11 protein-coding genes are annotated in these 16,742 nt (G+C 38.9%); 9 read left to right on the top strand and 2 right to left on the bottom strand.

The window, feature by feature from the left end; translation table 11 throughout:
* Positions 1–179 precede the first annotated feature (179 nt).
* The 3 genes from HGJ18_RS09650 (at position 180) to HGJ18_RS09640 (ending at position 6,129) form a co-directional block, all read left to right on the top strand.
* On the top strand, positions 180–1,118 hold the full coding sequence (locus HGJ18_RS09650; RefSeq protein WP_253696166.1) for a tetratricopeptide repeat protein: 939 nt from the start codon (positions 180–182) through the stop codon (positions 1,116–1,118).
* A gap of 18 nt (positions 1,119–1,136) precedes the next feature.
* Positions 1,137–3,842 carry a transcription elongation factor GreA gene (gene greA, locus HGJ18_RS09645; protein WP_253696165.1) on the top strand — a complete coding sequence of 902 codons (2,706 nt, stop codon included), beginning with the start codon at positions 1,137–1,139 and terminating at the stop codon, positions 3,840–3,842.
* A gap of 70 nt (positions 3,843–3,912) precedes the next feature.
* Positions 3,913–6,129 carry a vWA domain-containing protein gene (locus HGJ18_RS09640; RefSeq protein ID WP_253696164.1) on the top strand — a complete coding sequence of 739 codons (2,217 nt, stop codon included), beginning with the start codon at positions 3,913–3,915 and terminating at the stop codon, positions 6,127–6,129.
* A gap of 93 nt (positions 6,130–6,222) precedes the next feature.
* Here the strand turns inward: HGJ18_RS09640 and HGJ18_RS09635 are convergent, their stop codons facing one another.
* Positions 6,223–9,024: an ankyrin repeat domain-containing protein gene (locus HGJ18_RS09635; RefSeq protein ID WP_253696163.1), complete on the bottom strand. Its 2,802-nt coding sequence runs from the start codon at positions 9,022–9,024 to the stop codon at positions 6,223–6,225.
* A 101-nt stretch (positions 9,025–9,125) separates the two neighbouring features.
* Positions 9,126–10,736 carry a CTP synthase gene (gene pyrG / locus HGJ18_RS09630; RefSeq protein ID WP_253696162.1) on the bottom strand — a complete coding sequence of 537 codons (1,611 nt, stop codon included), beginning with the start codon at positions 10,734–10,736 and terminating at the stop codon, positions 9,126–9,128.
* Positions 10,737–10,924: 188 nt separating this feature from the next.
* On the opposite strand from pyrG, the gene HGJ18_RS09625 reads away from it, so the two are divergent.
* From HGJ18_RS09625 to whiG, 6 genes are all read left to right on the top strand, one after another.
* Positions 10,925–11,791, top strand: a complete 867-nt coding sequence (locus HGJ18_RS09625) for an Rpn family recombination-promoting nuclease/putative transposase (protein WP_253696161.1) — start codon at positions 10,925–10,927, stop codon at positions 11,789–11,791.
* A 55-nt stretch (positions 11,792–11,846) separates the two neighbouring features.
* A complete protein-coding gene (locus tag HGJ18_RS09620) occupies positions 11,847–12,905 on the top strand; it encodes a pyridoxal phosphate-dependent aminotransferase (RefSeq protein WP_366793037.1) in 1,059 nt (352 codons plus the stop codon).
* Between the two features lie 70 nt (positions 12,906–12,975).
* Positions 12,976–14,316, top strand: a complete 1,341-nt coding sequence (flhF, locus tag HGJ18_RS09615) for a flagellar biosynthesis GTPase FlhF (RefSeq protein WP_253696159.1) — start codon at positions 12,976–12,978, stop codon at positions 14,314–14,316.
* Position 14,317: 1 nt separating this feature from the next.
* A complete protein-coding gene (locus tag HGJ18_RS09610) occupies positions 14,318–15,211 on the top strand; it encodes a MinD/ParA family protein (protein ID WP_253690458.1) in 894 nt (297 codons plus the stop codon).
* Between the two features lie 41 nt (positions 15,212–15,252).
* Positions 15,253–15,924, top strand: a complete 672-nt coding sequence (locus tag HGJ18_RS09605) for a YndM family protein (protein ID WP_253696158.1) — start codon at positions 15,253–15,255, stop codon at positions 15,922–15,924.
* Positions 15,925–15,948: 24 nt separating this feature from the next.
* Positions 15,949–16,737, top strand: a complete 789-nt coding sequence (gene whiG / locus HGJ18_RS09600) for an RNA polymerase sigma factor WhiG (protein ID WP_002667112.1) — start codon at positions 15,949–15,951, stop codon at positions 16,735–16,737.
* Positions 16,738–16,742: the final 5 nt, after the last annotated feature.

The following is a 16,742-nucleotide window of genomic DNA, read 5'->3' as shown; positions in this document are numbered from 1 at the left end:
AAAAGAGAATATGATTCTAAAAGCATACTGCGTATAACGGAAATGAACAGTCCCGATAAATAAACTTACCATAAATTTTATATTTTTTCAAGAGAGTAAGCCATATTATAGAAAAATGAGTTCTCACGCTCAATTGACTAAAATCGCTTTTTTATGTACAATAATAAATTGAGGATATTATGAGTGAAAGACCCGTACAGAGTAAATTGAATAATGCATTAAACATCCTCAAGCAGGGAGATCTAAGAGGTTCCTATGCCGAGCTTGAAAGGTTATTGAAGAATGACCTTGAAAATGCAGAAATCGACTATACTCTAAAGGGCGTGCGGTTTTGGGAGGATAAGCTTGAAAAAGCAAAAAAAGCTTCGACTCCATTAGAAAGGGCAGAGATGATGATTTCTCAGTGGAAGCCTTTTTTAGCTTATATTCACCGTCAGGGAGAAGAAAAAGAATCTATCATATACTCCTTAAAATGTGCCGTTTTTACGATTGCTTTGGAATTCTACGCAGATCTATTTAATGAAGAGTCGGAGCTGCCTGATGCAGAGCCTTACCGTAAAATAGGCCTTTGTTATAAGGTTCTCGGAAACTATGAAAGGGCTCTTGATTTTTTAAGGTATGCCGCCGAGATAGACAAGAATTCGGGATCGGTTTTAGCGGATTTGGCCGATTGTTATGCCCTATATGGGGAAATAAAATTTGCAAAAGCTTTTTTTCGGGAAGCCTTTTTTATAGACCCTGAAGGAATTGAGCTTCAATTTCTTGAGTCTGAAATTATTTGCAGGCTTATTAATAGAGTTTATAATCTTGGCTACAGGGTTGAAGATATTGCTGATTGGGTGCCTATTTACGGTGTTATTGACGGCGTTTTTAATGTAAAGCGTGAGCTCAGGGCCTTTGAAGTAGGGCAATTAAAGCAAAATATCTTTTTGATGGAAGGAGAGGTTCAAAATGCCTCTCAAGAACAAAAACATAAGCTTGTTCCGCGTTTAATAAACCATTATTTTTGGCTGATCGACCATTATGTGAGCGTAAATGAAAGCAAGTCAAAAATAGATGACCTGCTTTTGCGGATAAAAGTATTAGATCAAAATATATATAATTGCTATATGAGATAGCATATTTTCGGAGGATTTATGGCTGATATACAAAAACAACTGATAGAGATGCTCAATGAAGAAAAATGGACCAGAGCAGCTATAGGCAACTACACAACAAAGAATTTTGAAGATCTATATAAATTAGTATCTACAGCAAAAAAAGAAAATGTTGTGGACGAAATCAAACAAATATGTGATGAACATTTAACACATACAAAAAACAGTATAATAGCTCTTTATATTTCAAGTATAATTTCTCTTTCAAATCAGCTTTTGGATGATTCAAATGTTGTAAGCCTAATCGGAATATTTACCGACAACCACAGGACACAAATAGTTGAATATCTTTGTAAAAAGGTTCTCGAATACGGAGAATCCAAATTTGCCCTCCGTACATTGGCTGAATGCTATAAGGCTGCGGGAAGTGAAGACCTTTATGATATTTGGGAACGCTTGGTTAAGGTTGATTATGATGAAGCCGAGGTTGCCAAACTTTTAGCCGAAAAATATGAAAAAGACGGAAATAGGGAAAAATCTATAGAATATTATAAAAAAGCCTTGTACCGCTTTATAAACCGCAAGCAAATAAACGGTGTAAAAGAAATATGGTCAAAACTTGTCACCTTAATCCCCGATGAGATTGACTTCTTCTTCCGTATACAGGCTAAGATTACCGGTGTCATGGATAACAGCCGCAATTCCATATTGATGCAGGATGTTTACCAATATTACAGGGGAAATGAAAACTGGAATATTTGTATCGATATTTTAAAGCTTATTCTTTCTTATGATGAAAAAGATAACTGGGCAAGGGAAGAAATTATCGAATGCTTTAAAAATAAGTACAAAGATCACAGCCAGCTTGCAGAATGTATTAAGGTTTCGGACTTGAGCCAGCCTTGGCGCCCCGTATTTGATGCTATTGCCGACTTTGAAAAACATATTTCTTTTGATACGGGTTCCTTTGTCTTCCACCGCACATGGGGTGTAGGTCGCATTGCCTCAATTAAAGATGATGACCTGGTTATAGACTTTGCAAAAAAACGCGGACATAGCATGAGCCTCAAAATGGGTATTACCGCCCTCCAAACATTGGACAGGGAACATATCTGGGTATTAAAATCTACTGTCAGCAAGGAAATTCTTACAAAAAAAATAAAGAGTGATCCCGAATGGGCATTGAAGACTATAATAAAGAGTTTTGACAATAACTGCGACATGAAAAGGATTAAGCAGGAACTTGTTCCGTCACTTTTAACGGCAGGTGAGTGGACCAGCTGGAATACAAAGGCTAGAAAAGTCTTAAAAGAAAATCCAATGTTTGGTATCAATCCGGATAATATAGACTTTTACAGCGTAAGAGAGCGTCCAATTGCCGCCGAAGAAAAGCTTTCAAACGAATTTAAGGCTCAAAAGAACTTTTTTGCCAGAATTGAGCTTCTTAATGCCTATGATGCCTCGGAGGCTTGCGATGACGAATCCGATACCTTCCGCGAAATGCTTGATTATTTTGAAGGCTTCCTAAAAGCCTTCAGCCAGGTAAATGAGCTGGTTATTTGTGCCTATATTCTTGTTAAAGAATTTATTGCAGACAAGCAACAGATCTCGGCCGTAAAGCAATATAATTTTGCAGAGCTTTATAGCCGCATCGAAGATCCGATGGAGGTATATTCTCAAATAAAGGATAAGGTTTCGATAAAGGGTCAAACCCTTCGTCAGAAATTCTTAAAGTACATAAAAAATCTTATTCCCAATTGGGAAAAAGAATATACCAGACTATTCCCCACGGTTTTATCTTCCGAAATCTTGGATGCTCTGATAGAAGCCGGCTCTACCGATGATGTAAAGAATTTGGTAAAGGATTGTTTTGAAAACTACCGCATATACAGAAGTGCCGTTATTTGGTTCTTTAAAAATATTCAGGAAGAAGAATGGTTTAAGGAACTCGGTATCAGCGTAGAACAGCAGCTCATAGTGCTTATTCATATTCTTGATATTACATATCGTGAAATTGCATCGAGAAGAAATACAACCGAAAACCGAAAAATCAATCATCAAGTACATACAATCCTATTCGGTAAGGATGAGCTTTTGCAAAACTTTATAATGGAAAGCGATGTAGATACAATAACCAGGCTTTATACCCTTATCGATGATATAAAAGATCTTGATCCGGTAATTAAGATGAATATTAGAGCTAAAATTGTTGAAAAACATAAGGACTTTAAATTCTTTGATATTGAAGAAAAGAGTGTTACGGTTCACGGCTTGATCGTTACGGCAAAGATGCTCGATCTTAAAAACAAAGAACTTATCGAAATCAGGGATGTCAAAATTCCGCAAAATGCAAAAGACATCGGTTTTGCTCTTTCGCTCGGAGACTTGCGGGAAAATGCCGAATATAAGGCTGCAAAAGAAGAACAAACCCGCTTAGGAAATGCCTTGACCAGATTACAGGATGAACTTGACAGAGCTCAGATTTTTGATCCTACAACTGCCACAGCAAAAAAGGTTTACTTCGGCAGCAAGGTAAAAATTCTAAACAATTTGACAAATCAAGAAGAAGAGTATACAATTTTAGGACCGTGGGAATCGGATCCCGCAAACGGAATAATTTCTTATATGTCTCCCTTAGGAAACGGATTGTTTAACCATAAAAAAGGAGAAGAGGTTGAATTTGAAGTAAATGACGAAAAAAGGAGCTATAAGATTATAGATATTTCTATCGCGGATTTGAAATAATTTGATTGAGACTTGCAAATCTTTATTTGGAGATGCAAGTCTTCTAACTGCATCCCGAAGGAGGAAAAAAATGTTTAAAAGAGTTTCTCTGTGTTTGTTTTTGTTTGTTCTTTTTATACCTGTTTCTGCTCAAAATACTGCCAAGACAAATGCTGAAATTGTAATCTTAATGGATACGTCAGGAACTATCCTTCCATATTATGAAGACATTAATAATCGTGTTTTGTCTGAAATTAACGATAAATTTGTAAGGAAGGGCGATACGGTTCATGTTTTATCCTTTAGTGCAGATGCCCGTTACGAAATGTCGCAAAAAATTAACAGCGAAAAGGATATGTCCCGAGTTGTTTCAAGGTTTTTGCTTTTATACCAGTTGGGAAAAAGCTCGGACTTTTTAACCGGTCTTCAATATGCCCGCCAATACGGTTCGAATTTACCCGATACAAAAGAAAAAATATTGATTATAATTTCGGATGGAATTTTCAACCCGCCCGAATCAAGTCCTTATAAAAATTATACCGATGATCAGATAAAAAATGAAATAGGGCTTCTTGCGGGGAGTATAAGAAAAAAAGGCTGGAAGGTCTATTATGTTAAACTACCTTATCCTGCCGATGCCGTAATACGAGGATTGGACGGCAAAGAATTTTATAATCCCGGTGGCGGATATGCCGGAACAGGCAGCGGTAGTTCGGGCTCTCAAGGGGCCGGCGGCTCAACCGGAGGAAGTTCGACTTCAGGAACTTCCGGTTCTACTTCGAGCGGAGGCGGCTATGCCGGCGGAAGCACAACCTCAGGAACTTCCGGCTCTACTTCGAGCGGGGGCGGCTATGCCGGCGGAGGTTCAACTTCAGGAAATTCCGGCTCCACTTCAAGCGGAGGCGGCTATGCCGGCGGAAGCACAACCTCAGGAACTTCCGGCTCTACTTCGAGCGGGGGCAGCTCAACCTCAGGAAATTCCGGTACCGATCAGGGCGGCTCAGGTAATACCGGAACAGGACAGGGCAGTCTGACCGATGTTTCAAAGGATTTTAAAGAAGCCTCGGGAGCCGCAGGCAGTGAGCTTCCTAAGGATGAGAATGGAAAATTTACAATTACGGACAATACGGAAGACCTGCCTCTAATCAATTTCCCTGACGAGGGACTTGAAGCTCATGGCAATAAACTTTCTTTTTCTTTTGAGGTAACAAATAACTCCGATGAAGATGTAGAGCTTTATTTAACTCATATTGTTATTGATAACGGCGTTAATATCAGCAAAATACCTGTTGATTCACAAAATACAAAGATAAAGGCAAGCGAAAAGGATGTGCCGATCAGAGTTTCGGCCCTTCTTCCTGATGAATATAAAGAAGGTAATTATAATATTATTATGAGGCTTGAATTCGCAGAGGGAAAGAGGGTTTTGCCTCAGGTTATGGAGACTTCCTTAGCCGTTTTCCCGACAAGCTTCCAAAGACTTAAAAACTCTAATGCTCTTTGGTTTATCCTTCTTGGCCTTATCTTGCTTCTTCTCCTTATATTCTTGATTGTCTTCTTTACGAGGAGAAGAGGTTCAAGCTCTTCCTCCAATCAAGTCCGCTATGCGGCTGCAGGCAGTCAGATCAATTATCAGGAAGAGGATAAAAGGTATCCTCGTAAACTCTCGGAGGAAGATGATCATGCAAACCGTTTAAATGACTTTAATTCTGCTTCATCGAATACATCAATCTATTCCGACTATTCTGAAACCAAAAACTTTGCGGGTGACGGAGGTTCTATTTATTCTGCAGATAATTTAGATCGTATTGCCTCACAACGACAGGATGATGAAGTTTTACGCCGGCGTGTCTTAGCTGCTTCTTTTGCCGCAAAGGAGCCCAGAGGGACGTATATGTCTCCCGCCAACTTCTTTGAAACAATAGAAATAAAGCGTAATAAATCCGGCATGACGGAAATTTATGTTTTAAATCAAAATAGAAACATAGGAAGGCGTAATATCCATGTTATGAAACCCGGTACGAGCTTGACTTTGGGCGGAGGTAAAACCGATAACTTTTTAATATTCTTAGTTCCTTTCCCTGCACGTTTGGCTCAAGTCAGATATGACGGGCAAGATTATCATCTGGCTATTCTTAAGCCTAAGTACTTCCCATATGAGAAGTCGAATGTTGTAAATAACTGTATCGGTAAAACCGTTACCATTGTGTCGGATAAGGGATATCATGTTTACTTTACCTTTAGAGAGTATGAAAACCCGACTGAAAAATTGAACAGTATCTTGACGTCGATAAAATACGATAAGTAATGTTTTGATTATAAAAAAAGCCGCGATCTTAAATAAGATTGCGGCTTTTTGTTTAAGTACTTTCTATAATTTTGTTAAGTTTTAGAAAGGTTTTTATTCCGTTTTTAAAAGTTCTGCTATTTCGCTTCTATTCCATCTTAGGGCAACTTGATAAGGTGTTTCTCCTGCCGTATTTTTTACATCAAGCTTTATACCGGGCAGAGCCAAGAGGTCTTTTAAGGTTTGTACATCTGCAAATTTTGCGGCGTAATGCAGCATCCCTTCTCCAAGTGTATCTGTTTGCTTTAATGAGAACTCGGCTGCTATAGGAGTGAAGTCAGGATGATGCGTAAAAATCTCCGTTATAGCGGAAACTCCCTTATTGTTGACTATAAAAGGATCCGCTCCTCCTGCCAAGAGTGCCCGTGCTATTTCTTTTTGACTGTTTTGAATTGCAAGTAAAAGAGCTGTTTCTCCGTTTTTATTTCGTTTATTTACGGGATATTTCTTTTTCATAATTCTTTGGAAATAATCAAGGTTTACTCTTTCCTTTACTGCTATGTGGAGAGGTGTGTCTCCATCAGTGTCAGCTAAAAGACTGTCATTGCCGAGTACCAGATCTACAGTTCTTATATTTTTATTCAGAGCGAGGCTAAAAGGTGTTTTTCCGTAGGCGTCTTTGGCTAAAGGATTGCCTCCTGCATTACGCACAAGAATGATGCTTTCTTCCGAAATTTCTACAGCTTCATGCAGGGCTGTTCTTCCGTACATATCCTGCTGAACGGGAGAGGCTCCATTTTTTAATAAGAGGTCGATAGCTTGAGTTTGATTTGCAAGTACGGCTTCGGATAAGGGGGAGCGGCCTGTTTCATCGGCTGCATTTACGTCAACCTTGGCTTTTAAAAATATATTGATGAATTTTATTTCGCCCTGTTTAGCCGCTTCATGTAAAACCGTCTTTCCTGCAAGATTTTTTGCATTTATAAGCCTTACATATTCTTCCGTGTCCTTACTTAAAATAAAATCGGCGGCTTTATATGCAGACCATCTTACAGCTGCATGTAAAATCGTATTTCCTAAAAAGTCCCTTGCATCCAAATCGGCTTTTTTTGATACGCCTTCACCTAATAAGGCTTTTACGGCCTCAGGGCTGTCGGTTCTGACTGCGTTAAAAATAGGCGTTTCATTATTTGCATTTCTTGCATTTATATCCGCTCCCTTATCGATTAAATAAGGTATCATCGGTAAAATCTGCCATTCTGCAGCAAGATGAAGGGGAGTGTTCCCTGCTCCGTCTCCGGCACCTATTGTGTGGGAGTTTATCATCCAATCTTCTCTGCCTTCGCGTAAGGTAAGGGCAAATTTTAAGGGACTGTCGCCGTTTAGATTGGCATAGAATATATCTGCATTGTTTGCTATCAATATTTCTCCCGCTTCGCGGTAGTTTTTTTCGGCAGCTATATGGAGGGGCGTGTTTCCCAATTTATTACGCGTATTTATTAAACTCTTTTTTTCCACCAGATAATAAATAATATCGGAGCTTGCCCTGTGGCTGACTGCCAAATGAAGAGGGGTAGATCCGTTGGAATCCCTTTCTGTGCTGTTTTTTTCGGTAACAACATGCTCTACCATGGGCAGGCCTGCGTTTATGGAACGGACAAAGGCGGATTCGCCCGACTTGTCTTCAGCATGGATATCGGCTCCGTGATTTATCAAAAAATCCACTTGCTGTGTTTGATTTCTGTCGATAGCCAAAATAAGAGGAGTTTGTCCCTTTTTATTTCTTTCATTTATGTCGGCGCCGGCTTTTAACAGCTGGTCAAGGATATCGTCATTCATTCCGATTCGTGCAGCAACATGAAGAGGTGTTTCTCCGTAGTTATCTTTAAGGTTAGGATTGGCTCCTGCAGTAATAAGCTCGTTAAATAATTTTGAGCGTGAGGCCTCCGGCATAACCAAATGGAGGGCCGTGTTTCCGGATGAGTTACGGCTGTTTGGATCGGCTCCGGCCTGTAATAGCAATATAGCGGCTTCCGTATTTCCGTTATAAACGGCTTCCTGCATTGCCGTTGAGCTTGAGATATCCTTTACATCTATTGGAACCTTGTTTTTAATTAAGAATTTTAAAAATCCGGTATAGCCCTTTCTTGCAAAAATATGAAGCAGAGTTTCTCCGTCTGCAAAACGCATTGAGTAGTTGCGGGCAAGGCTTGCCGTTTCAAATTCAGCAAAATCCTTTCCCATTGGCTGTATGCCTGCAAGTAAAAGAATGGATGCAATTTCGGCTGAATCTTCAGCATTATTGTGTTTGTAGGCTATGGCAAGCGGGCTTAAGTTTTCTTTATTGTACACGGTTTCAGGGGGGGCAATAGCCAGAATTTGCTTGGTAAGCTGTTTATCCATCGCTTTTACTGCAAGATGCAGGACTGTGTCTTGATTTTCATCTTTTTGTTTTATGGTTTGAGCCGTCAAAATTAAATTGGGAACATTATTTTTACAGGCTGTATCGAAAGGCTTTTCGCCCTCATTATCTTTAGCAAATATATTTGCATTGTATTCAACCAGAACCTTAACGGCATCATAAGCCGAATTGTTTAGAGCTGCTGCAAGAGGTGTTGCTCCGGTGTTATTTTTTGCTTCTATATCGGCATCCATGTTTATCAAAAGGCGCACAATTATAGGATCGTTTTTAACGGCGGCAATATGTAAAAGACTGTTTCCCTCTTCATCCTTCATGTTTATGGCAGAGCTGTTAAGTCTTTCTTGTAATTCCTCCGATTTTCCTGCCTTTATAAGATCAATTAAAGTTTCTTCTTTCGCAGGAGCGGTTTTACATGACATAAAGTTTGCCGCGATTAAAATTAAAATAAATGCGAGTCTAAATATTTTTTTTGTTGTGAGAATAATATTCTGCATAAGCGTATAGCCTCCCAGCTTTAATATCGGCTTTAGTTAAAAGCCTCTTTAGAATAGAATCTTTTAGAAAGGCTCCTTTTAAAAGGGGCTTTTTTTTGAGGCTATCGGTTGATTTTGTTGTCGACTGCAGCCTTGATAAAATCCCTAAACAGGGGATGGGGCTTGTTGGGCCTTGAGGCAAATTCCGGATGGAATTGTACGGCGACAAACCAAGGATGGCTTTTTAGCTCAACGATTTCCACTAAGTTGCGTTCAGGGTTTAGCCCCGAAAAAATCATATCAGAATTATCGAATTTTTCTCTGTAAAGGTTGTTGAACTCGTATCTGTGGCGGTGCCTTTCTTGGATCTCGTGAGATTTATAGGCCTTTTCTGCGAGAGAGCCTTCTGCTATCATACATCTGTATAGGCCTAGGCGGAGGGTGCCGCCGATTTTTACATCTTTTTGATCGGGCATTAGGTCTATGACGGGATTTTTAGCATTTTTATCGAATTCGGAAGAATTTGCTTCTTCGATGTGCAGGGCGTTTAAGGCATATTCGATGGCGGAAATCTGCATACCTAAGCAGATGCCGAAATACGGAATTTTATTTTCGCGGGCAAATTGGGCCGTTAAAAGCATTCCGTTGATGCCCCTGTCGCCGAAACCTCCCGGCACTATAATTCCGTCTGCATCCTTTAAAAAGGCAGCCGCATCTTCCTTAGTTTCTATTTTTTTGGAGTCAATCCAAAGAAGTTTGATTGAGGTTTTATGGTAAATACCGGCTGCCGTTAAGGCCTCTGCAACGCTGAGATAGGCATCGGGAAGCTCTACATATTTTCCTACAAGGGCGATGGTTATTTCTTTTTCAGGTTTATAGTAGGTTTGAACCATTTTTTTCCATTCTTCAAGATTAGGCTCTTTATTTTCAATATTGAAAAGCTTACACAAAACCTTTCCAAGGCCTGCTTCTTCCAGCATCAGCGGAACTTCGTAAATAGATTTTGCAGTTAAGTTTTCGATTATTGCATCTTGAGGAATGTTCGAAAAAAGGCTTAGTTTTTCTCGTGCCGATTTTGAAAGGCGTTTTTCGCTTCGGCAAATTAGAATGTCCGGCTGTATACCGAAACTTAAAAGCTCTTTTACGCTGTGCTGCATCGGTTTTGTTTTGATTTCGCCGCATTCTTTTAGATAGGGTAAAAGGCCTAAGTGAACGAACATGCAGTTTTCTTTTCCGACAGTGTAGCGGATTTGGCGGATAGCTTCGATAAAGGGGAGGGCTTCTATATCTCCCACGGTGCCGCCTATTTCGGAAATAACAAAGTCGGCTCCTGTTTGTTCGGCCGTTCCTAGAATTCGGGACTGGATTTCGTCAGTAACATGAGGAACAACTTGTACGGTGCCGCCGTTATATCCTCCGGCTCTTTCTCTGTCTAAAATGGCTAGATAGACTTTTCCGGCTGAGGTACTGTTAAATTTATGCAGGGGAACATCGGTAAATCTTTCGTAGTGGCCCAGATCGAGGTCGGTTTCGCCTCCGTCTTCCGTAACAAAGACTTCACCGTGCTGATAGGGGTTCATAGTACCCGGATCTACGTTTAAATACGGATCGAATTTTTGATTGACTACGGAATATCCGCGGCTTTTTAAAAGCATTCCTATAGAAGCTGCCGTTAGGCCCTTGCCTAAAGATGAAACAACTCCGCCTGTTATAAAGATAAACTTAGATTTCATAATTTTCCCCCGACCAAAAAAAAACGGCTGAGCCGTTTTTAGGCTTCCAACCGTGCTTTAGTATAACTTATTTTTGACTTATCCGCAAGTGGGCGATTTGAATTTTGCTATCCATTGCAAATAATTTCTATAATAATTATGGAAGGGAAAAAATTTTTCTCTTTTAAATAATTTCTATGGAGTTTGATATGAATCAATCATTTACAATCACCCTACGCAACGACTATGCTTTTAAACGAGTCTTCGGAGTGGAAGAAAACAAAGACGTACTACAGGACTTACTGGAATGTATACTGGATATTCCGCCTGAAACAATCGCAGGTTTGGAACTCTTGGATAAAGAGTTTCAGAAAGAGCTTTTAAGTGAAAAATTAGGTATCTTGGATATCAAGTTAAGACTAAACGATGGGACCTTTGTCGACATAGAAATTCAAAACAGTTGGCATTTTGATTTTCCTGAAAGAACCTTGTATTATTGGTATAAAATGTACAATGAAGCCATAAAACAAGGTCAAGACTATACAAATCTCCCAAAATGTATTACAATAAATTTGATAGGAAAAGGCTTTGATAAAAATAAGCGTTTGCACAACAAGTATCTTGTTTTAGAACAAGATACAAAAGAGCCTTTAGCTTCAAAACTTGAGATTCATATATTAAACCTTGAAAAAGCGAGGTTCGTAAAAGAAGGGCAATGTAAAGATAATAAAGCTAAACGCTTATTAAACTGGCTTAAATTTATAGAAACTGATGACATGGAGGTAAGAAAAATGTTAGAACAAGAATCTCCGACGATGAGAAAGGCAAATGAGACTATTACAATAATGGAAATGAATCCTAGAGATAAATGGCTATATGATTCCCGTATGAAATATGAACATGATAGGGCTTCATGTATAAGCGAGGGTTATCGAAAAGGTATTGAACAAGGATTCGCCTACGGTTCTTACCAAACTAAACTTGAAACGGCAAAGAATTTACTCCAGTTGGGACTGTCGATTGAGAATATAGCAGAAGCTACCGGTCTCAGCGAAGAAGAAGTAAAAAGCATTTGAAACCGGCTCCATTTGTGGCGGTTTTGAATAGGCTTTTTTAAAAAGGCGGTAAGGTTTGGAACACGGCGGGGTTTTGTCCTATAAAAAAAAGGACGAAGTTTTAATTGATTTTAGCAGTAATATAAATCCTCTAATGGCACCTAAGGGCTTAAAAAAGGCCTTAAGTGCATCTTTTAATAATCTCTTGGTTTATCCCGATATCCGTTACCGCTCGCTAAAAAAGGTAACTGCCGAATATTTAAAATGCGGACCTGAAAATATTATTTTGGGGAACGGGGCTGTAGAAATAATCGATAATTTTTGTTCAATGTTTAAGAGGGTTGTTTTATGCACGCCTTGTTTTTCGGAATACGGATTTAGGGCTCTTGTTCATAATAAACCGGTTTTAGAGCTTCCTTATCTTCCGGATTTTTTGCCCGATATTGCCGGCCTTGAAAAAAAACTTAAGTCAGGCGACCTTCTCATCTTGGGGAATCCGAATAATCCCACAGGCTTAAGAATAGAAAAAACTGCTCTTTTACAAATTTATTCTCTTGTACAAAAAACAGGTGCTTTTTTGCTTTTAGATGAGGCTTTTTACGAGTTTTGCCCGCCTGACTATGACAGCATCAGCCTTTTTAAGAAAGACGGCTATAAAAATATCTGTATAATAAGGGCTGCAACCAAATTTTTTGCCCTTCCGGGGATACGTCTGGGTTATGCCTGCACTTCAACCGATACGGCCGCCGCTCTTTCTAAAATCGAGATAGCTTGGCACATAAACGCCTTTGCAGAAGCTGCTGCTCCTGCAATCTTTTTTGATGAGGATTTTATAGAAAAAAGCAAGGACTATATTCAAAAAGAAAGAGCTTTTTTACTTGAAAATATCGAAAAATACGGAACAAGAGGGGAGATAAAGTTCCAAGCCTATAAAAGCCAGTGCAATTTTATTCTTCTTAAAGTTTTAAATGCAAAAGATACGGATGCTTTAAAGTTTTTTGAAAAAAAGGGAATCTTAATCAGAACCTGCAGCAGTTTTAAAAGTCTCGGAGATAATCATATCAGAGTTGCCGTCCGTTCTCATAAAGATAATTGTAAATTTATTAATGCAATAAGCTCTAAAAGGTCAAAATAAACATCCCGTATCTGTATTGTAAAATTTATAAAAATGTTTTATAATGGCTTCGGGTGGTATAAAGTTTATTATGGAAACATTTGTCGAGGAAGCTTCAACATACGAAAAGTGTATTCAAAAAATTCAAGAAAAGTATGGGCCTAATATAATGATTACCCGCCGCGAGGTAAAAAGAAATGAAGGCTTCCTTAGTCTTTTTAATAAAGAAACGATAAGGTTGAGTTTCAATATTCAAAATGAAGCCTTCGTTCCCAAATTCTCAAATAATGAAGAAGAAGTTAAATCTAAGTCAGCTGTTGCTCCCATAAAACCATATTCTCCGGCAAATCTTGCAGAAGAGCGTTTAAAAATAATGAAACTGGCTGCGGCTCAATCGGAAGAAATGGCCGCGAAGATGATGCCCTATATCGAAAAGCTTGAAAATCAAAGTTCTTCTCCCATAAAAACCGATATTGAATCTAAGGAATTTAAAAACCTTGCAGAAACCGTTGAAAGGCTGGTAGAAGAAATAAGGCTAAAGAACTCTCCTTCCCAGGAGCATGAAAACATTTCGAAAATTGTAGCTCTTTTGGAAGAAAATGATTTTACCGCTAAATATATCCGCTCCATAAAAGAAAAAATATCTAAAAATTTGAGTTTAGCCGAATTAAACGATTTTGAGCTTGTCCAAAAAAAAGTTCTTGACTGGATAGCTTCTTCCATACAGATAAAACTTGAAGAAACAGAAAATGACGATTCATCTAAAAAGCAAAAACTTATTGCCTTGGTCGGGCCCACAGGTATAGGCAAGACGACAACCCTTGCAAAACTTGCCGCCTACTATATTCTGGCTGTTTCTAAGCTTGAAAAGCGCTCTCTTGATGTGAGGGTAATAACTATCGATCAATACAGAATAGGTGCGGCCTTTCAAATAAAAAAATACTGCGAGCACATGGGGATCCCCCTTATCATAGCAACCGACCCATTAGATTTACACAAATATCTCGATCTATATAAGGATTCTGCCGATATTATATGTATAGATACGACAGGGCGAAGTCCGACCGATCCCGAAAAGATACTTGAGATGCAAAAGTATTTCGATGAGATAGAGCCGGGCCGGATTGAAACCCATCTTGTAGTAAGTGCCGTAACTAAGGCTGCCGACATAATCGAAATAATAAAACAATATTCCGTTTTTAATTTTTCGAGCCTTATAATTACAAAACTTGATGAAACGGCTCATGTGGGCAGTATTATCAGTGTACTGGATGAATACGAGATTCCTGTCGCCTATATAACCGAAGGCCAAACAGTACCCAAGGACATAGCTCGGGCTTCCAAGCTTGTTTTGTTAAGAAAACTTGCAGGGTTCTCTTTGGATTATATCAATGAAAATTTCAATGACGAAATTTCTATAGTATGGAGCTAAGATGACGGATCAGGCAGAAGATTTAAAAACATTAATGAAAAATAAAAACAGCAGTGATAAGGCTGTACTTTCAGACCTTCCTCCTAAAAGGAAGACAAGGATTATTGCCGTAACCAGCGGAAAGGGCGGAGTCGGAAAAACAAATATTTCAACAAATATGGCTATTGCTTATGCCAAGATGGGAAAAAACGTTATTGTAATCGATGCGGATCTTGGCCTTGCAAACGTAAATGTTATGATGAACATAATTCCGAAATTCAATCTTTATCATGTAATGAAAAAACAAAAGAAAATGTCGGACATCATAATCGATACGGAGTACGGAATAAAATTTGTTGCCGGAGCTTCAGGTTTTTCAAAGATTGCAAATATGGAAGAAGCCGAAAGGTCCGATTTTATTAAAGAATTATACACCCTTGCAGAGGCGGATATAATAATAATCGACACCAGTGCAGGTGTTTCCAAAAACGTTCTCAGCTTTGTTGCCGCCGCCGACGAGGTTGTTATTGTTACCACTTCGGAACCTACGGCTATAACCGATGCTTACGGAATTATAAAAATAATCGCAACCGAAGTTGAGAACTATGATTTAAACCTAAAAATGGTTGTAAATCGTGTAAATTCCGCCCTTGAAGGGAAAAAAATAGCCGAACGCATGATACAGATAGTAGCCCAGTTTTTAAACCTAAAAGTCGAGTACTTAGGCTTTATTTACAATGATCCTGCGGTTGAACAGGCTGTTTTAAAGCAAAAGCCCTTCTTTATATCTGCTCCGAAAAGTAAAGCGGCGAGTTGTTTGCGCCACATAGTTGCAAAACTTGAAAAAACGGATTATAATGAATATTCAGGCCTTTCCGGCTTTTTACAAAAACTGTTTGGAAGAAAGTGGGAATAGATTTAAGTTTTTTAATTTAAAATTAGGAGGTTACCGGAGTCGTGGCAAAATTTAGAATTCCCCTTATATGTACAATAGCTGCTTTGGCTCTGTCTTTCCTATTAGGTCTGATAAGCGGGGTACGCTTTTCTACGATACTCTTGCGTTCGCTTATCATCGCTTTGATAAGCGGAAGCTTTGTTTTAGGGGCTCAGATTCTTTTAGAACGTTTTGTTCCTGACCTATTTCAGCCCGTTAATACTGAGGAATCGGCAAAAACAGAAACCGGTAAAAATTTGAATATAAGTATAGATGAACCCGTAGAAATGCCGTTTATAGATGATGAAGAAAGAGCTGCGCCGGAATCTGATATGATAGAGGCTGAACCGGTAGATGAGGATTCGATATCGGATGGTACCACAGAGCCGAGTGACGCTGACTTGATCGATGAAGATTTTGAGAATATAAAGGATGACTCACAAGCTTCTGCATCAAAAAACGGTGTTTCAAGTGGAACCGAAAAAAAACAAGAAAAAAATACTGTAAAAGAATTGGAAGAGCTTCCCGACTTGCAGGATTTTATACCTGAAGATGAACCTGAGCAAGATGATCAGATGGACTTTACTCAAAGAGGAACTTCCGCATTTGATGTATCAACGGATTTAGCGGGTTCAGGGATGGATACGAATACTATGGTAAATGCTATTCGTACTGTGCTTAAAAGGGATTCATAAATTAAAAAATAAAAGGTGTGGGTAATGGCAAATACGGATTATGAAAATATACCTGAAGAAGAACTTTGGGATAAATACAAAAAAACCTCAGATCCTAAAATCAGAGAATATTTTATTTTAAAGTATGCTCCATTGGTAAAATACGTCGCCGGAAAAGTCGGTATAGGAATGCCTACAAATGTAGAATTTGACGACTTAGTCGGTTACGGCGTTTTCGGCCTTTTGGATGCTATAGAAAAATATGATCTCGATAAAAACGTTAAATTTAATACCTACGCCGTTAATAGAATAAGGGGAGCTATCTTTGATGAGTTGAGGTCTATAGACTGGGTTCCCCGATCGGTACGCCAAAAAAGCCGAGAAATTGAAGAAACAATCGCCGACTTGGAAGCTCGTCTAGGCCGCTCCGCCTCAAACGAAGAGATAGCCTATGCAATGGGCTTGGATATTGAAGAGTATAATTCTCTACTGCTTAAAATATCTGCAACAAGCGTTATTTCTTTGACCGATTTAAGGTTTTCTAATGATGACTCGGAAGAGTTTTCGGTAGGAGACATAATTGAAGCTCCTTCCTCTTTGAATCCCGATGTGATTGTAGAGCGTGAAGACATAAAGAGGGTAATAGTTGAAGCTATTAAAGAATTACCTGATAGAGAGAAAAAAGTTTTAATTATGTACTATTATGAGGATATGACTCTCAGGGAAATAGGAGAAGTCCTTCATGTAACCGAGTCCAGAGTTTCTCAGATACACACAAGCGCAAATATAAAATTGAGAGCTAAGCTTTCTAATGTTACAAAGGGCATAAAATAGGGGGG

This window comes from Treponema denticola (assembly GCF_024181405.1).
Classification (GTDB): Bacteria; Spirochaetota; Spirochaetia; order Treponematales; family Treponemataceae; genus Treponema_B; species Treponema_B denticola_D.
This window is presented reverse-complemented; position numbering and strand designations above follow the sequence as displayed.